The organism is Burkholderia sp. HI2761, from assembly GCF_002223355.1.
Classification (GTDB): Bacteria; Pseudomonadota; Gammaproteobacteria; order Burkholderiales; family Burkholderiaceae; genus Burkholderia.
The window spans coordinates 459,664-481,498 of the sequence record NZ_NKFN01000009.1 but is presented as its reverse complement, the minus strand read 5'-3'; the positions used below and the strand labels follow the sequence as shown (position 1 = coordinate 481,498).

Below are 21,835 nucleotides of genomic sequence, written 5' to 3'. Positions count from 1 at the left end.
GGTTGCCGCGTATTCGCGCACGACACGCGCACAAATTGCCGTTTTGCGCGACCGTCTCAGCAGACTATGCGGTGCACCGTCCACCGCACCGCGCGAGGAACGGTTCGCGCCCGCGCACTACAGCTGCACCGGCGTGACACCGGCCGGCACCGGCTCCGCCTGGAAGCGCACGAGATCTTCCTCGCTGCGATGGCACAGCACCTGCGCGCCGTTGTCGAGCGTGCGCAGCACGGGCGCCGTCCGGTTGCACAGTCCGTCCACCCGCATCGCGCAGCGCGACAGGAACGGACACAGCCCGGCATCGTCCGCGCCCGCGGCGATCGGCACCAGCGGACGGTGACAGCGCTCGGCCGCATCGTCGAGCCAGCCCACGCGCAGTTCCGGCGCGGACGACACCAGCAGGTGCGAATACGGGTGATAAGGCGGCGCGCACAGCGCGTCGCGGCTGCCCGTCTCCACGCGGCGGCCCGCATACAGCACGACGATGTCGTCGCTGATCGCGCGCACCTTCGCGATGTCGTGCGTGATGAACACGTACGACACGCCGAGCTTCGCCTGCAGGTCGCGCAGCAACTCGATGATCGCGGCGCCGACGACCGTGTCGAGCGCCGACGTGACCTCGTCGCACAGGATCAGGTCGGGCTCGGCCGCGAGCGCGCGCGCGAGGTTCACGCGCTGCTTCTGCCCGCCCGACAGCTCGCCGGTACGCCGCGCGGCCACCGCCGGCGGCAGCCGCACGAGTTCGAGCAGTTCCGCGACGCGCTGGCGTGCACGCGCGCCCTTGATCCCGTGGTAGAACGCGAGCGGTCGCGCGAGCGTGCGCTCGACGGTATGCACCGGGTTGAGCGCGGTATCGGCGTTCTGGAACACGATCTGCACGCGGCGATGCTGCTCCTTGGTGCGCTTGCCGATATCGCGCGCGAGCGGCTCGCCGTCGAGCAGGATCTCGCCGCCGGTCGCCGGCACGAGGCCCGCGATCACCTTTGCGAGCGTCGTCTTGCCGGAGCCCGATTCGCCGATCACGCCGACCGTCTGCCCGCGCCCGATGCGCAGGTCGACTTCATGCAGGATCACCTTCGCGGGCCAGCCGTTCGCGGTGCGGCCGCCGTAGCCCGCGATCGCGCCGCGCACGTCGAGCAGCGGCGCCGGCGCGGCCGGTTGTTCCGCTCGCGCGTCGCGTTCGGCATCGTTCGGCGTGACCGCCGCGATCAGGCTCTGCGTGTACGGGTGCGTCGGCGCATGGAGGATCTGTTCGGTGTCGCCCGCCTCGCGGATCACGCCGTCGCTCAGCACGACGATCCGGTCGGCCATCTGCGCGACCACGGCCAGGTCGTGCGATACGTACACCGCACTCATCCCGTAGCGCCGGATCACGCTCTTGAACGCCTGCAGCACGTCGATCTGCGTGGTCACGTCGAGCGCGGTGGTCGGCTCGTCGAGGATCACCAGCTCCGGATCGGTGATCAGCGCCATCGCGGCCATCAGCCGCTGCAGCTGACCGCCGGATACCTGGTGCGGATAGCGCTTGCCGATCGTCTCCGGCTCCGGCAGCGCGAGCGCGCGAAACAGCTCGATCGCCTTCGCTTGCGCGTCGCGCTTCGTCATCGTCTTGTGGATCAGCGCGCTCTCGATCACCTGGTCGAGAATCGTGCGCGACGGGTTGAAGGCGGCGGCCGCGCTCTGCGCGATATACGCGACCTTGCGGCCGCGCAGCGCGGTCAGCGCTTGCGCGGACAGCGTGCACACGTCGGTGCCGTCGAGCTTCACCGAGCCGCCGGCGATCCGGCATCCGGTGCGCGCATGGCCCATCAGCGACAGCGCGATCGTCGTCTTGCCGGAGCCCGATTCGCCGATCAGCGCGAGCACCTCGCCGCGCCCGATCTCGAAGTCGACGCCGTGGACGATCGTCGTTTCCTCGCCGCCCGGCCGGCCGCCGACCACGCGCAGCCCGCGCACTTCGACGAGCGGGTTCGATTCGTGTCGCATCAGCGTCCTCCGGCGGCGCCGGCCGCGCCCTTGCGGCGGCCGCGATGCGGCAGACCGTCGATCATCAGGTTGACGCCCACCGTCAGGATCGCGATCGCGACCGCGGGCATGATCGCGACGGCCGAGCCGTCGCCGAGGCTCGCGATGTTCTCGCGCACGAGCGAGCCGAGGTCCGCATACGGCGGCTGCACGCCGAGCCCGAGAAAGCTCAGGCCGCTCAGCAGCAGCACGACGAACGTGAAGCGCAGCCCGGTGTCCGCCAGCATCGGGTGGATCATGTTCGGCAGCATCTCGACGCACGCGATGTACAGCGCGCTTTCGCCGCGCGCCTTCGCCACCTGCACGAATTCGAGCGTGCTGATGTTGACCGCCAGCGCGCGCGCGATCCGGTACGAGCCGGGCATGTAGCTGACCGCGGCGGTGAGGACCAGCAGCGGCAGCGACGAGCCGAACGCGGCGACGAACATCAGCGCGAACATCTTCGACGGGATCGACGTGAGTGCGTCGAGCAGCCGGCTCATCGTCTCGTCGACCGCGCGGCCCGACACGGTCGCGAGCAGCCCGAGCGTCGTGCCGGTCACCGCGGCGAGCAGCACCGCGGCCAGCGCGAGCAGCACGGTCAGCCGCGTGCCGTACAGGATCCGGCTCAGCATGTCGCGGCCGAGAAAGTCGGAACCGAACGGCAGCTTCGCGCCGAACGGCGCGAACACGTCCGGCGTGACGATCGCGCCGACGTCGTGCGGCGCGAGCAGCGGCGCGAACACCGCAACGAACAGCATCAGGCCGACCATCGACAGGCCGACGCGGCCGCCGGTGGTCAGTCCGAGGCGTGCCCCGCGGCGCTTGCGCGGCTGGTCGGGGGACGGCGCGGCGGGCGGCGTCGCGCCTCCCCACGGCGAGCGCGGTTCGCCTGACGGCGGCAGCGCGCTGCTGCGATGAACGGGGTCGGTCGGGTGCATGGGCGGCATCTCGGAAGGTGGACGGGGGCGCTCAGGTCCGCAGTCGCGGATTCGACACGATCGAGCACAGGTCGGCGAACAGCACGAGCGTCAGGTAAGCGACGCAGAAGATCAGCGTGCACGCCTGGACCAACGGGAAATCGCGGTTGCTGACGGCGTCGACCATCAGGCTCGCCAGACCCGGATAGTTGAAGATCGTCTCGACGACGATCACGCCGCCGAGCAGATACGACAGGCTCAACGCGATCGCATTGGCGATCGGGCCGATCGCGTTCGGCAGCGCATGGCGCAGCACGACGCGTGCGGGGCTCGCGCCCTTGAGCACGGCCATCTCGACATACGACGCGCTCAACTGCTCGATCACCGCGGCGCGCGTCATCCGCGCCATCTGCGCGATCACGACCGCGCACAGCGTCAGCACCGGCATCGCATATGCCCGCAGGAAATCGTGCAGGCTGTCGATCGGGCCGCCGTACGACAGCGCGGACAGCCAGCGCAGCTTCACCGCGAACACGAGCACGGCGACCGTCGCGATCAGGAATTCCGGCGTCGCGACGAGCGACAGCGTGCCGAGACTGATCGCGCGGTCGATCGCCGACTCGCGCTTGACCGCCGCGAGGATCCCGAGCAGCAGCGCGATCGGTACCGACACGGCAGTCGTGATCGCCGCAAGCATGAGCGACTTCGGCAGGCGTCCTCCGATCATTTCCGACACCGGCATGTCGCCGGACAGCGAGCGGCCGAAATCGCCGTGCAGCAGCCCGGCGAGCCAGTGCACGTAACGCACGTGCGCCGGCAAGTCGAGGCCGAACTGCTGGCGCAGCGCGGCGACCGTTTCCGGCGTCGCCGACTGACCGAGCGCGGCTTGCGCGGCGTCGCCGGGCAGCAGGTTCGTGATCGTGAAGATGATCGCGGACACGATCAGCAGCGTCAGCGCGGTCACTGCGATGCGCCGGCCGATCAGCCCGATGAGAATCCGGTTCATGGAGCGGCACTCCCCAAAAAACCGCGCGTGGCCGGCGCGGCGATCCGCACCGGCCGCGCGACGGCGGCCAGCAACGACGTCATGCGTTCCACCACACGTGTTCGGCGAACATGAAGCCCATCATCCCGCCGGTCGGGATCGAACCGAGGCCCGCGAGCCGCTTGTCGTATCCGTCGAGGAAGCTGATGAACGCCGGAATCCCGACCCGGCCCTGCTGCGACACGATCACCTGCATGTCGCCGTACATCTGCTTGCGCTTCGCGTCGTCGGTTTCCGAACGCGCGGCGAGCAGCAACTGGTCGAACTTCGCGTTCTTCCAGCCCGACTCGTTCCACGGCGCATCCGACTTGAAGAACTGCGTGAACAGCACGTCGGCGCTCGAGCGCGGGTTGATGTTGCCGAAGGTGAGCGGGTGCTTCATCCAGTGGTTCGACCAGTAGCCGTCGGGCGACGCGCGGTTGACCTGCAGGTTCAGCCCGATCTTCTGGCCGGCCTGCTGCAGCAGCACGGCCATTTCGATCGACCCGTTTGCGTCGGACGTCGCATAGATCGGCGGCAGCGAGGCGCCGAGCGCCCCCGCCTTCTGCAACAGGAACTTCGCCTTGTCCGGATCGTGCGGCCGCTGCGGCAGCGACGCGTTGAAGTAGCGATGCCCCGGCGGAATCGGCTGGTCGTTGCCGATCACCGAGTAGCCGCGGAACACCGCCGAGCGGATCTGCTCGCGATCGAACAGGTACTTCATCCCTTCGACGAAATCGGGATTCGAGACGATCGGATTGTCGCTGCGCGCGATCAGGTCGGTATAGAGCCCCGACTTCGTTTCCTTCAGCGCATAGCCGGACGCCGACGCGACCCGCTGCGTCGAACGCGGGTCGATCGCGTTGATCAGGTGCACGTCGCCCGACAGCAGCGCGTTCAGGCGTGCGGCGCTGTCGCTGATGCCGATCAGCTCGATCTCGTCGAGATACGGCATGCCCGGCTTGAAGTAGCTGTCGTTGCGCACGCCGACGGTCGACACGCCCGGCTTGAACGACTTGAGCTTGTACGGGCCGCAGCCGATGCCGGTCGCGAAGTCGGTCGTGCCATCCTTGACGATCACGAGCTGCGGCGTCGCGAGGATGACCGGCAGATCGGCGTTCGCGCTGGCGAGCGTCAACGTGACTTCGTCGGGGCCACTCGCCTTCACGTCGGCGAACTGGTCGGCAAGTGGCTTGACCTTCGACGCGGTGGCCGCGTTCTTGTGACGCAGCAGCGAAAACACCACGTCGGCCGGGCCGACGGGCTTGCCGTCGTGGAACGTGACGCCCTTGCGCAGCTTGATGATCCACGTCTTCGCATCTGCCGTCTGCAGCGACTCGGCGAGGTTCATCTGCGGCGTCAGGCTCGCGTCGAGCTGCGTGAGGCCGCTGTAGAACATGAAGAAGCGGATGTAGTCCGCACCCGTCGAGCCCTTGGCCGGATCCAGCGTATCGGCTGTCGAGCTGGATTCGTTCGCGACCCGGATCTTGCCGCCGCGCTTCGGCGCGGGCGCGGCGAATGCCGACTGCGCATGCATCAGCAGCCCGCCGCCCCCGGCGGCCATCATGCCGCTCGCCGCCATGACCCGCATCATGTCGCGGCGCGTGAAGCCGCCCTTGCCGCCATTGTCGATATCGTCGCTCATCCGAACTGCTCCTGACTGTGGAAAGTGGGTCCAAGGGTCCAGCGTGGTTGTTCAATCTCGCCGTGCCCGCTTGCTGGTGGCGGGCGCGACGTCGTGCACATGCAATTCATTTAAGCATCGCCAAAATGCCGGTTGTCGCGATTCGAGGCACCCTCACGATACGAATCGACCGTTTTGGGTAGCCTGCGCAGCATGATTCGCTGCATGCGCCAGGAATCGCCGGCGGGTGCCGCCCGCATGCCGACGCACGCGCGAAAGTTCAGAGGATTGTTCGCCGGCATCGACGCGTTCATCCCGACCGTGCGGCGCGAATGCGCGCAGGGCTTGCGCGACGCGGCGACGTGGCGACGTGGCGACGTGGCGACGTCGGCAGCCTGCCGCTTGCGCGGGTTTTCCCCGGGATCGCGACCGGCGGCGGCACGGCGTGCGCGACGTCGCCCCGGAGAAACGCGCCGCTTACAGCCCGAGCTGCGTCGCGAGATGGCCGATGTCCGACACTTCGTAATAGTTGTAGAACGGCGTGCCCGGCTCGTGGCCGCGGTTCACGAATGCCTTGTGCTTGATCCCGAGATCCTCGGCCGTCATCAGGTCGTAGCGCAGGCTCGATGACACGTGCAGCACGTCCTCCGGCTTGCAGCCGAGCTTGCCGAACATGTATTCGAAGCCCTGCATCCGCGGCTTGTACGATTGCGCCTGCTGCGCGGTGAAGACGGCATGAAACGGTGCGCCGAGCTTGTCGACGTTGCTCATGATCTGGTCGTCCATTGCGTTCGACAGGATCACGAGCTTGTACTTCGAAGCCAGCCGCGACAACCCGGCCGGCACGTCGGGGTGCGGGCCCCACGTCGGCACCGCCAGATAGAAGCGCTCGGCCTCGGCTTCGTCGAACGCCGTGCCGACCCGCGCGCAGGTGCGGCGGATCGCGTTGACGACGACGTCGCGGTACGGCTTCCATGCGCCGAGCACCTCGTCGAGCCGATAGGCGGCGAACGCACGCACGAATTCCTCCATCGCGACCGGCGACAGCCGGTCCGCATAGACTTCGCGCGCCATCTCGGCCATCCGGAAACGGGTCAGCGTGCCGTAGCAGTCGAAGGTGATGAACTTCGGTTCAAACTGGATCATGGTGACGTCCTGTCGGTGTGAAGCCCCGGCAGGGCCGGGGACGGGCTGGGTTGGTTGAAATTGAATCAGGGCAAAAAGTCGTTCGCACATCGTTCGACGCGGCTCAAAGCGCAGAATCGCCGCGTGTTGCGCGGCACATGCAGCACGATCTGCGGCGCGATCGGGTGTGGCGCGGCGGGTCCGGCCGACGAACACCGCGCCACTGCGACGGGCTCGCCTGCCGGCGCGGCCTGGCGGCAGGCGGCGTCGCCGTACATTCATCGTAGTGGCATTCGCACAGCAGGCGTTGCCGGATCGACCGGCCGCGCCGGCACGGTCGGTGCGTTCGTTCGTGCCGATCGTGCGGGTTTGCATGGGTCCCGCGGGCGCCGGCCGCAGCCGGAAAACAGGCGAATCGTCCTATCCGTGCCGCCACCGCGCTGGCAGAGTGAACGGGTCATTCCCACCCATCCGGAGTCCGGCGTGTCCGACCTCAACCCATCCCGCACGCTCATCTATCGCACGTTCGCCGAAACCGACCTGCCCGCCGCCCATCGACTGTCGGAAGCGGTCAAGTGGCCGCACCGGCTCGACGACTGGCGCTTCGTCTTCCGGCTCGGCAGCGGCTTCGTCGCCGAAGACGAAAGCGGCGTCGTCGGTACCGCGTTCGGCTGGCGCTTCGGCGAATCGCACGCGTCGCTCGGCATGGTCATCGTGTCTCCCGAGCGTCAGGGCCGCGGCATCGGGCGCGAGCTGCTCGCGCGCGTCGTCGACAGCCTCGGGGCGCGCACGATCTTCCTGCATGCGACGCCGTCCGGCGAACCGCTCTACGTGAAGTTCGGCTTCGAGGCGATCGGCACCATCGATCAGCACCAGGGCGCCGCCTTCCAGCCGCCGCTGATCTCGCTGCCGCCCGGCGAGCGCCTGCGCCCGCTCGGCACCAACGACGGGCCGCGCCTCGCCGCGCTCGCGTCGCGCGCGGCCGGTTACGAACGCGGTGCGGTGATCGAAGCGTTGCTTGACGTTGCGAACGGGATCGCGCTCGACCGCGACGGCGAGCTGCTCGGCTTCGCGCTGTTCCGCCGGTTCGGCCGCGGCCACGTGATCGGCCCCGTGATCGCGCCGGATGCGCTGCGCGCGCAAGCGCTGATCAGCCACTGGCTCGCGCTGCACGAGGGCATGTTCGTGCGGCTGGACGTGCCCGGCGACAGCGGGCTGTCCGACTGGCTGCAGGGGCTCGGGCTGCCGCGCGTCGACACCGTCGTCGCGATGGCGCGCGGCACGGCGCCTGAGCGCGACCCGACGCTGCGCGCGTTCGCGATCGTGAACCAGGCGCTCGGCTGAGCGGCACGCACGATGAGCTTTCTCTACAAGGCCGACCCGGTGCGCGGCGCGCAGTGGGCGGCGCGCTTCGCGCAACAGGCGCCCGATCTGCCGTTCCGGATCTGGCCAGACCTCGGCGACGCCGAAGCCGTCCGCTATCTCGCCGCGTGGCAGCCGCCGGACGATCCGGTCGCGCTGCTGCCGAATCTCGAAGTCGTGTTCTCGGTCGGCGCCGGCATCGACCAGTTCGACCTGTCGCGCGTGCCCGCGCACATCCCGGTCGTGCGGATGATCGAGCCGGGCATCGTCGAAGGGATGGTCGAATACGTGACGCAGGCCGTGCTGACGATCCATCGCGACCTGTTCGACTATGCGGCCCAGCAGCGTGACCGGACGTGGCGCGAGCGGCCCGTGCGCGCGGCCGCGTCGCGGCGCGTCGGCGTGCTCGGGCTCGGCACGCTCGGCCAGGCGGTGCTCGACACGCTGCGGCGCTTCGGTTTCCCGTGCGCCGGCTGGAGCCGCACGCCGCGCACGCTCGACGGCGTCGACTGCCATGCAGGCGACGCGGCGCTCGACGCGTTCCTCGCCCGCACCGACATCCTGATCTGCCTGCTGCCACTGACCGACGGCACGCGCGGCCTGCTCGGCGCGCGCGTGTTCGACGCGCTGCCGGCCGGCGCGTCGCTCGTGCAGGTCGGGCGCGGCCCGCAGCTCGATTCGGCGGCGCTGCTCGCCGCGCTCGCGAGCGGCCGCATCGACAGCGCGATCCTCGACGTGACGGATCCCGAACCGCTGCCGGCCGGACATCCGTTCTGGACGCATCCGCGCATTCGCATCACGCCGCACATCGCCAGCGCGACGCGGCCCGACACCGCGGTCGACGCGGTGCTCGCGAACCTCGCTCGCCATCGCGCGGGCCAGCCGATGATCGGCGTCGTCGATCGCGCACGCGGCTACTGACGTGTATGCCCGGCCCGCCGGACACGCAGCAGAAAATGCCGAAGCGCCCCGCACAAACGCCGCGCGCATACGTTTCGGACCGCAAATTGAAGACGCATGCGAATGTCTCGCCCGGTAGCATGAACTCACCGCTGACACCTGACGAGAGTCCCGCCCTCCCATGAACCAAGCCGCGCTGATCGAAGCCGATCGTCAACACCTGATCCACCCCGTCGTCAATTACCGTGCGCACGAGGCGCGCGGCGTCACCGTGCTGGAATCCGCGGACGGCGTGTTCCTGCGCGACGCCGCGGGCCACACGCTACTCGACGCGTTCTCGGGCCTGTGGTGCGTGAACGTCGGCTACGGCCGCGACAGCATCGTGAAAGCCGCCGCCGACCAGATGGCGAAGCTGCCTTACGCGACCGGTTATTTCCATTTCGGCTCGCAGCCGGCGATCGAACTCGCCGAACGGCTCGCCGCGCTCGCCCCGCCGTCGCTGAACCGCGTGTACTTCACGCTCGGCGGCTCGGACGCGGTCGACTCGGCGGTGCGTTTCATCACGCACTATTTCAACGCCACCGGCCGCCCGTCGAAAAAGCAGATGATCGCGCTCGAACGCGGCTATCACGGCTCGTCGTCGATCGGCGCCGGCCTCACCGCGCTGCCGGCGTTCCACCGTCATTTCGACCTGCCGCGCGCGGACCAGCACCATATTCCGTCGCCCTACCCGTACCGCCATCCGCTCGGCGACGATCCGCAGGCGCTGATCGCCGCGTCGGTCGCCGCGCTCGAAGCGAAGGTCGCCGAACTCGGCGCGGACAACGTCGCCGCCTTCTTCTGCGAACCGGTGCAGGGTTCCGGCGGCGTGATCGTGCCGCCGGCCGGCTGGCTGAAGGCGATGCGCGACGCGTGCCGGCGCCTCGGCATCCTGTTCGTCGCCGACGAGGTGATCACCGGCTTCGGCCGCACGGGCCCGCTGTTCGCATGCGAGGCCGAGCAGGTCGATCCGGACCTGATGACCGTCGCGAAAGGCCTGACCGCCGGCTATGCGCCGATGGGCGCGGTGCTGATGTCCGACGAGATCTACGAAGGGATCGCGGGCCAGCACGCCGATGCGCCCGTGGTCGGCCACGGCTATACGTATTCCGCGCACCCGGTCAGCGCGGCGATCGGCCTCGAGGTGCTGAAGCTCTATCACGAAGGCGGGTTGCTCGCGAACGGCCAGGCGATGGCGCCGCGCTTCGCCGCGGGGCTCGACGCACTGCGCGCGCATCCGCTCGTCGGCGACGCACGTTCGGTCGGCCTGCTCGGCGCACTCGAACTGGTGACCGACAAGACCCGCAAGACGCGCTTCGACGCGGCGCTGAACGTGCCGGACAGGATCGCGGCCGCCGCGTACGCGAACGGCGTGGTGTTTCGCGCGTTCGGCGACGGCGTGCTCGGCTTCGCGCCGGCCCTGAGTTTCACCGCGGGCGAGTTCGACCTGCTGTTCGAACGCTTGCGCAAGACGCTCGACGACGTGCTGGCCGACCCGGGCGTGCAGCGTGCGCTCGACGCCGCGCACGCGCAGCCGGCCTGACAGGCCAAGGGAAAGCCGGGCTTGTGGCCGCCATCGTTCGACTCTAAAGTAACCGGACATTCCATTTTTGCCCTTTCACGTGAACATGACGGACAGCAAGCTGGATCGCATCGACCTGCGCATCCTCTCCCAGTTGCAAAAGCGCGGCCGCATGACCAACGTCGAGCTGGCCGATGCGGTCGGGCTGTCGCCCAGTCCATGCCTGATCCGCGTGAAGCGGCTCGAGAAGGCCGGCTACATCGGCGGCTACGGCGCGCACATCCAGCTCGAGAAACTCGGCGACGTGCAGGTCGTGTTTACGGAGGTCACGCTGGCCGACCACCGGCGCGAGGATTTCGAGCGTTTCGTCGCGGCGATCCGCAACGTCGACGAGATCGTCGAATGCCACCTCGCGAGCGGCGGCTACGACTACCTGCTGAAGTTCATCACGCGCAGCGTGAGCCATTACCAGACGATCGTCGAAGGGCTGCTCGAGCAGAACATCGGCATCGAGAAGTATTTCAGTTACGTGATCATCAAGTCGCCGTTCGTCAAACGGCACTACCCGCTCGAATCGCTGTTCGGCGAACGCCACTGATACTCGGCGTGCGTCGCTCCGTCACGCGGCAGCCGGCTGTCCGCGTGGGCGGAGTCGCGCCCGCGCCGCGCCGCCGTCGTCGCCGAACCGCTTCATTCAAGGACCTGTCATGCCGCTTACGCTGTCCCGAACCGAACTCGTTCGCACCGCCAATCTGATCGACGGCGCCTGGCGCGATGCGCTCGACGGCCGCCGCTTCGCCGTCACCGATCCGGCCACGCTCGAGACCGTTGCCCACGCACCCGACAGCGGCGCCGCCGACGCACGCGCGGCAACCGACACCGCGGCACGCGCGCTGCCCGCATGGCGCGCGACGCCCGCGCGCGAACGGGCCGCGATCCTGCGTGCATGGCATGCGGCGATCATCGCCCACACCGACGATCTGGCGAAGCTGATGTCGCGCGAACAGGGCAAGCCGCTTGCCGAAGCGCGCGGCGAAGTCGCGTACGGTGCGTCGTACGTGCTGTGGTTCGCGGAGGAAGCGACGCGCACGTACGGCGACCTGATCCCGCAGCAGCAGCGCGGCAAGCGGCTGAGTGCGGTGAAGGAACCGATCGGCGTCGTCGCCGCGATCACGCCGTGGAATTTTCCGCTCGCGATGATCGCGCGCAAGATCGCTCCCGCGCTCGCGGCCGGCTGCACGGTCGTCGCGAAGCCGGCGGAGGACACGCCGCTGACCGCGCTCGCGCTCGCGTTTCTCGCGCAGGAAGCCGGCGTGCCGCCCGGCGTGCTGAACCTGATCGCCGCGTCGCGCGAACGCGGCATCGACGCCGCCGCCGACTGGCTCGCCGACGGCCGCGTGCGCAAGATCACGTTCACCGGCTCGACGCCCGTCGGCAAGCTGCTCGCGCGCGAATCCGCGGCGACGTTGAAGAAGCTGTCGCTGGAGCTCGGCGGCAATGCGCCGTTCATCGTGTTCGACGACGCCGAGCTCGATGCCGCGGTCGACGGGCTGATGGCCGCCAAGTTCCGCAACGGCGGGCAAACGTGCGTGTCGCCGAATCGCGTGTACGTGCAGGCCGGCGTCTACGACGCATTCGCCGCGAAGCTCGCGGCGCGCGTCGCCGCGCTGAAGGTCGCGCCGGCGACCGACCCGGCCGCGCAGATCGGCCCGATGATCAACGCGCGTGCGGTCGACAAGATCGCGCGCCACGTCGGCGATGCCGTCGAACGCGGCGCACGCGTGCTGACGGGCGGCCAGCGCCTGACCGAACTCGGGCCGAACTATTACGCGCCGACGGTGCTCGCCGACGCCACCGCCGACATGCGGCTCACCTGCGAGGAAACCTTCGGCCCGGTCGCCGCGCTGTTTCGCTTCGAGTCCGAGGACGACGCCGTCGACGCCGCGAACGACACGCCGTTCGGACTCGCCGCCTATTTCTACACGCAGGACGTGCGGCGCATCGCGCGCGTGTCGGCGCGGCTCGAAACGGGGATCGTCGGGATCAACGAAGGCGCGCTCGCGAGCGAGGCCGCGCCGTTCGGCGGCGTGAAGGAATCGGGCTATGGTCGCGAGGGCTCGCGCTACGGCCTCGACGATTATCTGTCGATCAAGTATCTGTGCCAAGGCGGGCTCGACTGAACCGGTGTCGCCGCGCGTTCGATTTCCCGTCGGGCGTGCCGCTCCCGCCGGCATGCCTTACGGATTCGGGCGCGACGAAGCGGTCGGTGCTGACGTCATGCCGAATCGCGCGTGCCCGCCGCGCCATCCGCGGCGCGACCGCAGCCACGGCCCCGGCCCCGGGTAAAAACGCATTGCCAACCGGAATTTGTGTGCGCATTGTCGGCGGACGCCTCCTCCATCGCCCCGCTCGCCATGCATTCCGCTCCGCAGCCGCTCGCCGCAGGCCTCGCCGACACCGCGCCCGACGCGCTGCCGTTGATCCGGCGCTTCTCCAGCGAGGACGTCGATACCCACGCGGAATGCACGCACGGCTGGTCGATCCGGCTCGATCAGCTGTCGCCGGGGCCGTTCCATGGAACGCTGCACGAAATCCGCTTCGACGGCATGCAATTGCTGCGCGAACGCGTGAACCGCGCGCTGCTCAAGCGCGGCGACCAGTGCGCCGGCAAGACGTCGTTCAGCATCCCGCTGGAAACCGCCGGCGCCGGCTTCTGCGGCGGCGCGCCGCTGCGCGACAAGGCGTTGCTCGTCTCCGGCGGCACGTCGCTGCCGGAGTTGCGCACGCCCGACCATCAGGACGTCGTGCTGTTGACGGTGCCCAGCGACACGCTGCACCGGTTGGCGTGGCTCGGCGATCGGGACAATGATGGCGACGGCGTATCGTCGAGCGAAACCAGCATCCTGCGGGTGCCCGCCGCGCGCCACGACGCGCTGACAGCGTTGCTGATGGCCGGCTTCGGGGCGGCCGATACGCCGGAGCGCCCGCTCGCGCGGCCGCAAACGCGCAAGACGCTGCACGACGCCATTCTGGTCGAACTCGTGCACGCGATGGAGGCGGCCGGCCGCCCCGTCCGGCTCGATCCGTCCGCGCGTCGCCGCGTCGTCGATCGCGTGCGCGAACTCGTCGCGTCGCGGCCCGGTGTGGCGCTGACGGTGCTCGACGTGTGTCGCGAAGTCGGTGCGAGCCGGCGCAAACTGCAGTATTGCTTCGAGGAAATCCTCGGCACGCACCCCGCGTGGTACCTGCGCGTGCTGCGGCTGAACGCGGTGCGCCGCGAGCTGCGCGAGCATTCTCCCGCAAGCGCATCGGTCAGCGACGTCGCGTGCCGCTGGGGTTTCTGGCACCTGAGCCGGTTCGCGTCGCACTACCGGGAACTGTTCGGGGAACTGCCGTCCGACACGCTCAAACGCCCGTCACGATAATTACCAAAAGCGGATAACGCCCCGGATTTTGACGTTCCTAGACTCCGTACACATTTCAACTGTACGGGGAACGGCACGATGGAAATCCTCAGACGTCCGCACGGCGTGCGGCGCTGCCGCACACGCACCACCGCCGTCGCGATCGGCGCATTGGCGGCCACGCTCGCATGCCAGAACGCCCGGGCGCTCGAAAGCGACGGCCCGATCACGCCGTTCGGCGTATTCGATTTCGGCGCGGGCATCATGCCGCCGCCCACGCCGAACGGCACGCTCGCCACGCGCTTCGCGTACTACTCGACCCGCACGATCCGCAACGGCGGCAACGCCGACTTCTCGCTGACGGTCGCGTCGTGGAGCGTCGCGTATATCCGGATGACGAACGCGAAACTGTTCGGCGCGAACGTCGGCTTCGGCGCGGTCGTGCCGTTCCTGAACCTGAACGGACACGTGAACGTGCCGACGCCCGCGGGCACGCTCGCGATGTCCGCCGATCCGACCAACATCGGCGATGCGGACTTCCAGCCGCTGATCCTCGCGTGGACATCGCCGAATCTGTACGTCAACGTCGCCCTGCAGGTGCAAGCGCCGACGGGCGCGTATCGCGCCACCCGTCTCTTCAATCCCGGCGTCAATCACTGGACCTTCTCGCCGATCGTCGGCGCGACCTACATCACCGACGGCGGCTTCGAAATCTCGACCAGCATCGAGATCGATCAGAACACGACGAACCATGCAACGAACTATCGCAGCGGCACCGGATTCCGCCAGGAATTCGCGCTCGGCCAGCACGTCGGCGCGTTCACGGTGGGCCTGGGCGGCTACCTCGAGCGGCAGTTGAGCAACGACCACGGCCCGACCATCGACGGCAACCGCGCGCGCGTGAACGCGCTCGGCCCGGCGATCAGCTACGTCGAGCCCGGCAAGCCCGCCGTCTGGCTGCATGCCTACAAGGAATTCGGCGCGCAAAACCGCGCGCAGGGTTACCAGATCGCGCTACGTGCCGCGCTGTCGTTCTGATGTTCCGATTCGGGAGCTGTCGATGAATCCGCTTTCTTCAACGCAATCCGCGCCGCCCTGTACGCGTGCCGCCCGACAGGCCGGCGCAAGCCAGGGTGCCGTGCTGCTGCTCGGCAGCAGTCTCACGGTGATGGGCGCGGTCATGATCGCGCCGGTCCTGCCAAAACTCGCGGCCGAATTCGTGCCGGCCGACCCGCGGCTGGCCGCGCTCGTTCCGCTCGTCGCGACGGGCCCCGCCCTCGCGATCGCGCTGTGCGCGCCGCTCGCCGGCTGGCTGGCCGATCGCGTCGGACGCAAGATGCTGCTGTTGCTCGCGACGCTCGTGTACGGGCTGGTCGGCGCCGCGCCGGCGTGGCTCGACAGCCTCACCGCGATCCTCGTCTGCCGGTTCGCGCTCGGCGCGGCCGAAGCGTGCGTGATGACGTGCTGCACGACGCTGATCGGCGATTACTGGCATGGCGAGCAACGGGTGCGCTACGTGAACCGGCAGGTCGTCACGATCGGTATCGTCGGCACGGTGTTTTTCGTGCTCGGCGGCGCGGCCGGCGAGCACGCGTGGCGCTATCCGTTCTATCTCTATCTGTTGCCGATCCTGCTGCTGCCGGCGATTGCGACCGTGCTGTGGGAACCGCTGCGCGAGGGTCAGCCCGCGCAGCCGGCCGACCACGGCACGCCGCCGGCCCATGGAACGCTCGGGCGGACGCTCGCGGTCGGCTACGTGCTGATCTGCATCGGCATGATCAGCTCGTTCGTGGTGCCGGTGCAGATGCCTCAGTTGATGGTCGACATCGGCCAGCGATCGTCGACGATGATCGGCGCGGTAGCGGGCGTCGGCCTGCTGTCGACGCTGGCCGGTTCGATCGCGTGGCCATGGTTGCGCGACGCGATCGGCCGCCGCTTCGTCAACGTCGTGCTCCTTGCGCTGCTCGCGGCGGGCCTGACGCTGCTGGCCCGCGCGCATACGGTGCCGGCCATCGTCGTGGCGGTCGTGATTCACGGCTTCGGCGGCGGCATGCTGGTGCCCAACGCCATCCTGCCGCTGATGCGCACGCTGTCGCTCGCGATGCGCGGCCGCGGCCTGGGCGGTTTCACGGCCGCGCTCTATCTGGGTCAGTTCGTCAGCCCGCTCGTCGTGCTGGGCTGCGCGCACGCATTCGGCGGGCTACGCGCGGCGGTGTTCGCGATTGCGGCAGGCACGGCCGTCGCGGCGTTGTCGTGGTCGTTACCGGCGTGTCGCCGCCGCGACGACGAATGACCCATTCATGTTTTCCTGTTCCTGAACGATAAACCCATGAAAGACTTTCAGACGCTCATCGCCACGCACGACGGCATCGCGCTCGCGGCGCTCGTTCGAGCCAAAGAAGTGAAACCGACCGAATTGCTGGACGCCGTGCTCGCCAGTCTCGACGCGCTCGACCCCACGCTGAATGCCGTGGCGGAACGCCTCGACGACACGGCAAGACAGGCCGCGTCGTCCGTCACCGGGCACGAAAGCGTGCTCGCCGGCGTCCCGACGCTGATCAAGGACCTGTTCATGCCGGTGCGCGGTGCGCGGATGTCGAACGGATCGTTCCTGTTCGGCGACTACCGGCCCGACTTCGACGGCGAACTCGTGGCCCGCCTGCGGCGCGCGGGCATACCGATCGCGGGCACGTCGCTGTCGCCGGAGCTGGGCACGTCGTATTGCACGTCGTCGGCACGCTTCGGCATCACGCGCAACCCCTGGAATCCGCAGGTGAGCGCCGGCGGATCGAGCGGCGCGGCGGCGGCGCTCGTCGCCGCTCGCGTGCTCCCGTTCGCGCACGGCAACGACGGCGGCGGCTCGCTGCGGGTACCCGCGTCCTGCTGCGGCGTGTTCGGATTGAAGCCGACGCGCGGCCGAACGCCGAATGGCCCGATGATCGGCGAGGGATGGGCCGGCATGGGCATCAACCACGCGATCACGCGCTCGGTTCGCGACAGCGCCGCCCTGCTCGACCTGACCGCCGGCGCCGATACCGGTGCGCCGTATGCGGCGCCGCATCAGGCCGACACGTTTCTCGCGGCCACGCAGCACGATCCCCGGCCGCTGAGAATCGCCGTGATCGAGCAAGCGCCGCCCTGGCCGCTTCATCCGGCATGCCGGGCTGCACTGGAACATACCGTCGCGTTGCTGCGCTCGCTCGGACACGACGTCGAGCCGCTCGGCAGTCCCGTCGATTCGGCCGCTTTCTATGGCCACGTGTTCACGATCATCGGCGCGCAAACGCGCGCGCTGCTCGACACGATCGGCACCCAGCGACGCGCGCCGGTGCGCGACGACGAAATCGAGGCGCGCACCCGCATCATCCTGCGCGAAAAAGGCAACGTGAGCGGCGCCGAATACGCGGGCGCGGTCGACTGGATCCATGCGTTGGGCAGGACGTTCGGCCGGCTGATGGAACGCTACGACGTGTTGCTGACGCCGACGCTCGCGATGCCGCCGCTGCCGCCGGCCGCACTCGCGACGGTGGACGCCGCGCAATCGTTGAGCGACGTCATCGATCGGTCGCACCGGTTTTCGCCGTTCACCGCGTGGTTCAACGCGACCGGCCAGCCGGCGATGTCGGTGCCGCTTTACTGGGACGAGCAAGGCTTGCCGATCGGCAGCCATTTCGCGGGGGCCTTCGGCGCGGAGTCGCTGTTGTTCTCGCTCGCCGCCCAGCTCGAACGCGCCGCACCGTGGGCCGAGCGTGCCCCGCTGGTTCGCGTCGGGCCGTCGGGTGCGTGAATGGTCCGGCGGCAGGCGACGGGATGGCGGCACCCAGGTTGATCGTCGCGTGCCGCGCGTGCCACGATCATCGGCGCCCGGCGCAGCCGGTGCACCAGCCGCGCGAACGCGAATCCGCGTCTCGGATCGCGTCAGAGCAGCCCCAGCGCCGACGCCTTGAGGGTCGCCGCGGCGCGTGTCGAACATTCGAGCTTGCGAAACGCCTTTTCGACATGGGTTCGCACCGTGCTCGGACTCATCGCGAGCGCCTGCGCGACCTGCTTGTTGCTCGCGCCGCGGGAAATCGCCCGCAGGACGTCGATTTCCCGCGCGGACAGGCGCGGGCCAGCGGGCGACGGACGCGTGACGGTGCGCCGGAGCGCGGGCGCCCCATTCGTCACGAGCGCGGCCACCACTTCGCCGCATAGCCGGCCGCGCGCCGCTTCTTCCTGCAACTGGCCGGCGGCGGCCGCATCGCTCAGCGCCGCGCGCCACGGGCGCGCCGAGCGCAACGCGACCCATGCCAGCGACGCCGCCAGCACGCGCGCTTCCAGCGTCAGCGCCGCGTCACGCACGCCGCGAAAATAGCCCGAGCCGTCCTGCCGTTCGTAGGCATACGAAGCAAGCACCGCGGCTTCGCCGAGCGCGCCGGTCTGCCTGCCGGCGCGTTCGGTCCAGTACGGCACGAGCCGCACCTTTTCCCATGCGCTCGCAGGCAGCCGCGCCGGCAGATTCCACACGTCGTTCGGCACCGCGGCCCTGCCGATGCCATGGATCAGCCCCGCGCGGTACACGCGTTCGCGCGCTGCCTCGTCCGACGAGAGACGGCCGTAACAGGCGGCCGCCGTCGCGGCGACCGCACGCGAAAAACCCGTCATCCACGGCAGTTTCAGATCGATGACGTCCGCAATCAATTCAGCGGACGTCGCGCCCTGCATGTCCGGCGTGGCCAATGCGGCGTCCAGTTCGGCGGACGTCATGTGCTCGAGCGCCGCCAGCCAGCGCGTTGCGTCGCGCGCAGCCGTGTCGACGAGCACGGCCGGATAGCGTGCCCCCGCCCGTTGCCCGATCAATTCGAGGGCCCGCTCGACGCCGTACGTGCGGCTGAACACGTCGAGATCGCCCGCAAGCGCGACGATCGACACGGCGGCCGGCACCTCTTCCCGCGCGAGCCGTGCGGGCAGCCCGTTGCCGTCCCAGCTTTCGAAAATATGCCGCAGCGCGGTTTCCGTCGCGTGGGGCAGACCGAGTATTCGTGCAACCTCGCCCGAGACTTCGCAATGAATCTGCGCGAGCGGGATCATCGCGACGCCCGCGCCGCCGATCGCTTCGGCGATGCCGGACCGGCTCTCGAGCATCGCGGCGCGGATCGCGACGTCGTCGCCGAATACCTGCGCGAAACCCGCCGCGTTCGCCGTGCAGCCCGACCAGCGCAACAGCGCCACCTCGCGCGCCGTGTCGCACACCGATGCATCGAATCGTGCCGCGTGCGCGAGCCGTGACGCCAGCCAGCCGGTGCGCGGCGAATGGTCGGTCGGCTGCCCCATGCTGAGATCGCCGATGAAGGCCAGCGCGCGTACGGCGTCGAATATGCGCAGCGGGGCGTGACGGGCTTCGGCGTCGGACATCGGGTGGGCAGAGACATTCGCGAGGACGGGAAAACGATCATACGCGACGGCGTCGTGTCATGCACGAGCATGCGCGTGGCGGCTCACCGTGGCCACGCCGGCGCGAGGTTGGCCCGCATCGGCGCAGACGGCCGGCGGACTTCGCCATCGGACATCTGACCGATAGCGGGAGGCCTGGACGATTGCGATACTCGGCGCACTGGAGATTCGGTCGGCGCCACATCGGCATCCGCATGGCGGACACCTTGCGCACCGGCCGCAACGACGATTCGATGTAAGAAGGAGTGCAAATGGTTGATCGTTACCCCGAATTCCGTGCCCTTGCCGACGAACCATGGCTGAAGCGGTACTACTTTTCCAGGGCGATATTCTCGCTGATCTGGGTCGCACTGGCGTTTTCCGTCGGCCGGCAAAGCGCGGCCGGCGCGGCGGTCCTGCTGGTCGTTTATCCGGCCTGGGATGCACTCGCCAATTTCGTCGACCTGTCCCGCAGCGGCGGGACGGCGGCAAACCGCACGCAGGCGATCAACGTCGCGATCAGCGCCGTCACGACACTGGCGGTATTTCCGGCGTTGAATGCGGGCACGCACGCGGTACTCGCGGTGTTCGGCGTCTGGGCGATTCTCTCCGGCGCGCTGCAGCTCGGCACCGCCGTCCGGCGCTGGAAGCATGCCGGCGCCCAGTGGGTGATGATACTGAGCGGTGCGCAATCGGCGTTGGCTGGGTTGTTCTTCATTTTGCAAAGCCACGCGCCAATGCCGCCGGCGATCGTGAAGATCGCAGGCTATGCGGGAGTGGGTGCGCTTTATTTCCTGATATCCGCCATCTGGCTGCAGGTGCGGGGGATGCGGCGTAGGGTGTCGTGAGCCTTCGGTCGAAATGAAGATGTCACGCGACAAGCCACCTTCGCTGTGCTTGCGGTCAGGACCCTTACATTTTTTCCTTCATACCCGAATTGATCAGCCACCAGTTGACGGGATAGCTGGTGGCGAATCCTGCAAGCATCGCGAGCTGCATGGCGAACCAGAATTCGGGGCTCGCAACTTTCGCGATACCGCCGTAAGCCGGCTTGAACCACAGGAACTGGATGATGGCCATAACGCCGTACATGCCGACCTGCCACGCGGTAATCGACGCGATATCCGCTCTGACGGCCGCAATCAAACCTGCGCGTGCCGAGAGCCCCCGCATCGGTTTGATAGTGAAGTACTGAAAAACGATGCCGAACAGAAAGGCGACGATGAAATCGGGGATCCAGACAGCAAACGTTTTTTCATCAAACACCGTGTGCCACCCGAACCAGACTGCCAAGGCGGGGAAGGCAAAAGCCGACCACTCGACAACGATGTCTCCGAGCGTACAGCCCGCGCCGCAGTGACTCGTGCCTTTCATCACCATCGCGACGAACGGCTGCTCGTCGACCTCGTGTCCCGCGTCAGTGACATTCCGTCCCCACACGTAGTAGGCGGCAACCCACAAGACCGTCCCGAACAACGCCGTCAGGGGCCAGACGACGTTCATGATCCACATCTTCTGAGGGTGTCGAGCTTCGTCAACGACGATTGCAACGGCACAGGCCGCACCCAAAATGATCGATGTGACCGATAGCGTATGCAGCCAAGGTGGAAAGGTTCCGTAAATCATCGATATTCCTGCTGGCGAGTCAAATGCCAAACACCCAGCAAGGCACGTTCCGTTCGCCGGATGAAGCTTTCCGTCGTCAGGTCCGCCGATTCACTTGGCCGAGTGTCGTCTCTTGGCCGGAAGTCGCCGGTCGGCACCCGGTGCGGCCGACCGGCGACTTCCGACCCGAAGCGGTCTGTCGAGCGAACGCGCGCTCAGTGGCTGCTCACGGACTCAAACGGGCAACCGTCTTTACACCGACGGTACAACGGCTTCTTGACAATGTCCGACATTCGGGCGGTGGCGTGGCTTGCTCATCGTGGCTAGCTGACAACCGTAACGCGGGGCCAGCGGTCGCAGTATTTTTTTGCTCGATCCGTCTACGGTATGTCTCGATGCTGACGCGCGTCGGGTTGCGTCGTATAACCATAGAAAAAAGATCGTCGACGCCGTGCGGCGCGCAAACATCAATTGTCCCATCCTGGAGAAGGGATAATCCGACTGCCGTCGCGTACTCCGGCCACGATGCGATAGCTTCTGCCAAGGAAGTCAATGGTGGCACCGGGTGGCCGAATACACTCTCAAACCATAGATGAACAGCCGCTTGGTTGGTGACTTCCCAGGGAATCTCAGGACACCTTGCGGCGAGTCGCTGTTGAATCTCCGCGTCGCGAGTTGAAGACAGATCGGACGAGTCGAAATACGCCACATCGACATCTGGTAGGTATGTTGGAGTCTCATATCCGTGGAGTGAATCCCACACCAGATTGCGAATCGCTCCTCCACCGATGCACCACGAATCCAGCTGCATCTCGCGTACCGCCGATAATGCAGACATACACCAAGTGGAACGACTGGCTATTCCAATCAGTTTTTCATAAGAGTTCATGTAAA

Annotated in this window: 18 protein-coding genes; 10 read left to right on the top strand and 8 right to left on the bottom strand. The window is 68.0% G+C overall.

Features of this window, described 5'->3' with window-relative positions; all coding sequences use genetic code 11:
• Positions 1-117 precede the first annotated feature (117 nt).
• From CFB46_RS34090 to CFB46_RS34065, 5 genes are all read right to left on the bottom strand, one after another.
• Positions 118-1,986, bottom strand: a complete 1,869-nt coding sequence (locus CFB46_RS34090; protein ID WP_027786620.1) for an ABC transporter ATP-binding protein — start codon at positions 1,984-1,986, stop codon at positions 118-120.
• Entirely contained in the window at positions 1,986-2,945 is a 960-nt protein-coding gene (locus CFB46_RS34085; protein WP_027786619.1) for an ABC transporter permease, read from the bottom strand. Before CFB46_RS34085 ends, CFB46_RS34090 begins: the two co-directional genes overlap by 1 nt.
• A 31-nt stretch (positions 2,946-2,976) precedes the next feature.
• Positions 2,977-3,930 carry an ABC transporter permease gene (locus CFB46_RS34080; RefSeq protein WP_027786618.1) on the bottom strand — a complete coding sequence of 318 codons (954 nt, stop codon included), beginning with the start codon at positions 3,928-3,930 and terminating at the stop codon, positions 2,977-2,979.
• A 79-nt stretch (positions 3,931-4,009) separates the two neighbouring features.
• A complete protein-coding gene (locus CFB46_RS34075) occupies positions 4,010-5,593 on the bottom strand; it encodes an ABC transporter substrate-binding protein (RefSeq protein WP_027786617.1) in 1,584 nt (527 codons plus the stop codon).
• Positions 5,594-6,049: 456 nt separating this feature from the next.
• On the bottom strand, positions 6,050-6,718 hold the full coding sequence (locus CFB46_RS34065) for a haloacid dehalogenase type II (protein ID WP_027786616.1): 669 nt from the start codon (positions 6,716-6,718) through the stop codon (positions 6,050-6,052).
• Between the two features lie 462 nt (positions 6,719-7,180).
• Between CFB46_RS34065 and CFB46_RS34055 the strand changes: the two genes are divergently transcribed.
• The 9 genes from CFB46_RS34055 (at position 7,181) to CFB46_RS34015 (ending at position 17,711) form a co-directional block, all read left to right on the top strand.
• Complete coding sequence (locus CFB46_RS34055; protein WP_027786614.1) at positions 7,181-8,041, top strand: GNAT family N-acetyltransferase; 861 nt, start codon at positions 7,181-7,183, stop codon at positions 8,039-8,041.
• A gap of 12 nt (positions 8,042-8,053) precedes the next feature.
• Positions 8,054-8,980: a 2-hydroxyacid dehydrogenase gene (locus CFB46_RS34050; RefSeq protein ID WP_027786613.1), complete on the top strand. Its 927-nt coding sequence runs from the start codon at positions 8,054-8,056 to the stop codon at positions 8,978-8,980.
• Positions 8,981-9,140: 160 nt separating this feature from the next.
• Complete coding sequence (locus CFB46_RS34045; protein WP_027786612.1) at positions 9,141-10,541, top strand: aspartate aminotransferase family protein; 1,401 nt, start codon at positions 9,141-9,143, stop codon at positions 10,539-10,541.
• 85 nt (positions 10,542-10,626) lie between these two features.
• Positions 10,627-11,118 carry an Lrp/AsnC family transcriptional regulator gene (locus CFB46_RS34040; protein WP_027786611.1) on the top strand — a complete coding sequence of 164 codons (492 nt, stop codon included), beginning with the start codon at positions 10,627-10,629 and terminating at the stop codon, positions 11,116-11,118.
• A gap of 109 nt (positions 11,119-11,227) precedes the next feature.
• Complete coding sequence (locus CFB46_RS34035) at positions 11,228-12,700, top strand: NAD-dependent succinate-semialdehyde dehydrogenase (protein WP_027786610.1); 1,473 nt, start codon at positions 11,228-11,230, stop codon at positions 12,698-12,700.
• 234 nt (positions 12,701-12,934) lie between these two features.
• A complete protein-coding gene (locus CFB46_RS34030) occupies positions 12,935-13,945 on the top strand; it encodes a helix-turn-helix domain-containing protein (protein WP_034185530.1) in 1,011 nt (336 codons plus the stop codon).
• A 78-nt stretch (positions 13,946-14,023) separates the two neighbouring features.
• Positions 14,024-14,962, top strand: a complete 939-nt coding sequence (locus tag CFB46_RS34025) for a SphA family protein (protein WP_027786608.1) — start codon at positions 14,024-14,026, stop codon at positions 14,960-14,962.
• 22 nt (positions 14,963-14,984) lie between these two features.
• Positions 14,985-16,217, top strand: coding sequence for an MFS transporter (locus tag CFB46_RS34020; RefSeq protein ID WP_027786607.1), 1,233 nt, complete (start codon positions 14,985-14,987; stop codon positions 16,215-16,217).
• Between the two features lie 36 nt (positions 16,218-16,253).
• Positions 16,254-17,711, top strand: coding sequence for an amidase (locus CFB46_RS34015; protein WP_027786606.1), 1,458 nt, complete (start codon positions 16,254-16,256; stop codon positions 17,709-17,711).
• 131 nt (positions 17,712-17,842) lie between these two features.
• Here CFB46_RS34015 and CFB46_RS34010 read toward each other — a convergent pair whose 3' ends face one another.
• Positions 17,843-19,318: an HD domain-containing phosphohydrolase gene (locus tag CFB46_RS34010; RefSeq protein ID WP_027786605.1), complete on the bottom strand. Its 1,476-nt coding sequence runs from the start codon at positions 19,316-19,318 to the stop codon at positions 17,843-17,845.
• Positions 19,319-19,608: 290 nt separating this feature from the next.
• On the opposite strand from CFB46_RS34010, the gene CFB46_RS34005 reads away from it, so the two are divergent.
• Positions 19,609-20,184, top strand: coding sequence for a DUF308 domain-containing protein (locus CFB46_RS34005; RefSeq protein ID WP_027786604.1), 576 nt, complete (start codon positions 19,609-19,611; stop codon positions 20,182-20,184).
• Positions 20,185-20,248: 64 nt separating this feature from the next.
• On the opposite strand, the gene CFB46_RS34000 is transcribed toward CFB46_RS34005, so the two are convergent.
• Together CFB46_RS34000 and CFB46_RS33995 are read right to left on the bottom strand one after the other, a co-directional pair.
• Positions 20,249-20,962, bottom strand: a complete 714-nt coding sequence (locus CFB46_RS34000) for a DUF4396 domain-containing protein (RefSeq protein WP_027786603.1) — start codon at positions 20,960-20,962, stop codon at positions 20,249-20,251.
• 205 nt (positions 20,963-21,167) lie between these two features.
• Positions 21,168-21,830, bottom strand: coding sequence for a nucleotidyltransferase family protein (locus CFB46_RS33995; protein ID WP_227789464.1), 663 nt, complete (start codon positions 21,828-21,830; stop codon positions 21,168-21,170).
• Positions 21,831-21,835 lie beyond the last annotated feature (5 nt).

Coding starts and splice junctions, on each gene's coding strand:
- CFB46_RS34035 (WP_027786610.1), top strand. CDS start 11,228: ATGCCGCTTACGCTGTCCCGAACCGAACTCGTTCGCACCGCCAATCTG.
- CFB46_RS34080 (WP_027786618.1), bottom strand. CDS start 3,930: ATGAACCGGATTCTCATCGGGCTGATCGGCCGGCGCATCGCAGTGACC.
- CFB46_RS34065 (WP_027786616.1), bottom strand. CDS start 6,718: ATGATCCAGTTTGAACCGAAGTTCATCACCTTCGACTGCTACGGCACG.
- CFB46_RS34015 (WP_027786606.1), top strand. CDS start 16,254: ATGAAAGACTTTCAGACGCTCATCGCCACGCACGACGGCATCGCGCTC.
- CFB46_RS34010 (WP_027786605.1), bottom strand. CDS start 19,318: ATGTCCGACGCCGAAGCCCGTCACGCCCCGCTGCGCATATTCGACGCC.
- CFB46_RS34040 (WP_027786611.1), top strand. CDS start 10,627: ATGACGGACAGCAAGCTGGATCGCATCGACCTGCGCATCCTCTCCCAG.
- CFB46_RS34045 (WP_027786612.1), top strand. CDS start 9,141: ATGAACCAAGCCGCGCTGATCGAAGCCGATCGTCAACACCTGATCCAC.
- CFB46_RS34005 (WP_027786604.1), top strand. CDS start 19,609: ATGGTTGATCGTTACCCCGAATTCCGTGCCCTTGCCGACGAACCATGG.
- CFB46_RS34020 (WP_027786607.1), top strand. CDS start 14,985: ATGAATCCGCTTTCTTCAACGCAATCCGCGCCGCCCTGTACGCGTGCC.
- CFB46_RS33995 (WP_227789464.1), bottom strand. CDS start 21,830: ATGAACTCTTATGAAAAACTGATTGGAATAGCCAGTCGTTCCACTTGG.
- CFB46_RS34075 (WP_027786617.1), bottom strand. CDS start 5,593: ATGAGCGACGATATCGACAATGGCGGCAAGGGCGGCTTCACGCGCCGC.
- CFB46_RS34030 (WP_034185530.1), top strand. CDS start 12,935: ATGCATTCCGCTCCGCAGCCGCTCGCCGCAGGCCTCGCCGACACCGCG.
- CFB46_RS34025 (WP_027786608.1), top strand. CDS start 14,024: ATGGAAATCCTCAGACGTCCGCACGGCGTGCGGCGCTGCCGCACACGC.
- CFB46_RS34085 (WP_027786619.1), bottom strand. CDS start 2,945: ATGCACCCGACCGACCCCGTTCATCGCAGCAGCGCGCTGCCGCCGTCA.
- CFB46_RS34000 (WP_027786603.1), bottom strand. CDS start 20,962: ATGATTTACGGAACCTTTCCACCTTGGCTGCATACGCTATCGGTCACA.
- CFB46_RS34090 (WP_027786620.1), bottom strand. CDS start 1,986: ATGCGACACGAATCGAACCCGCTCGTCGAAGTGCGCGGGCTGCGCGTG.
- CFB46_RS34050 (WP_027786613.1), top strand. CDS start 8,054: ATGAGCTTTCTCTACAAGGCCGACCCGGTGCGCGGCGCGCAGTGGGCG.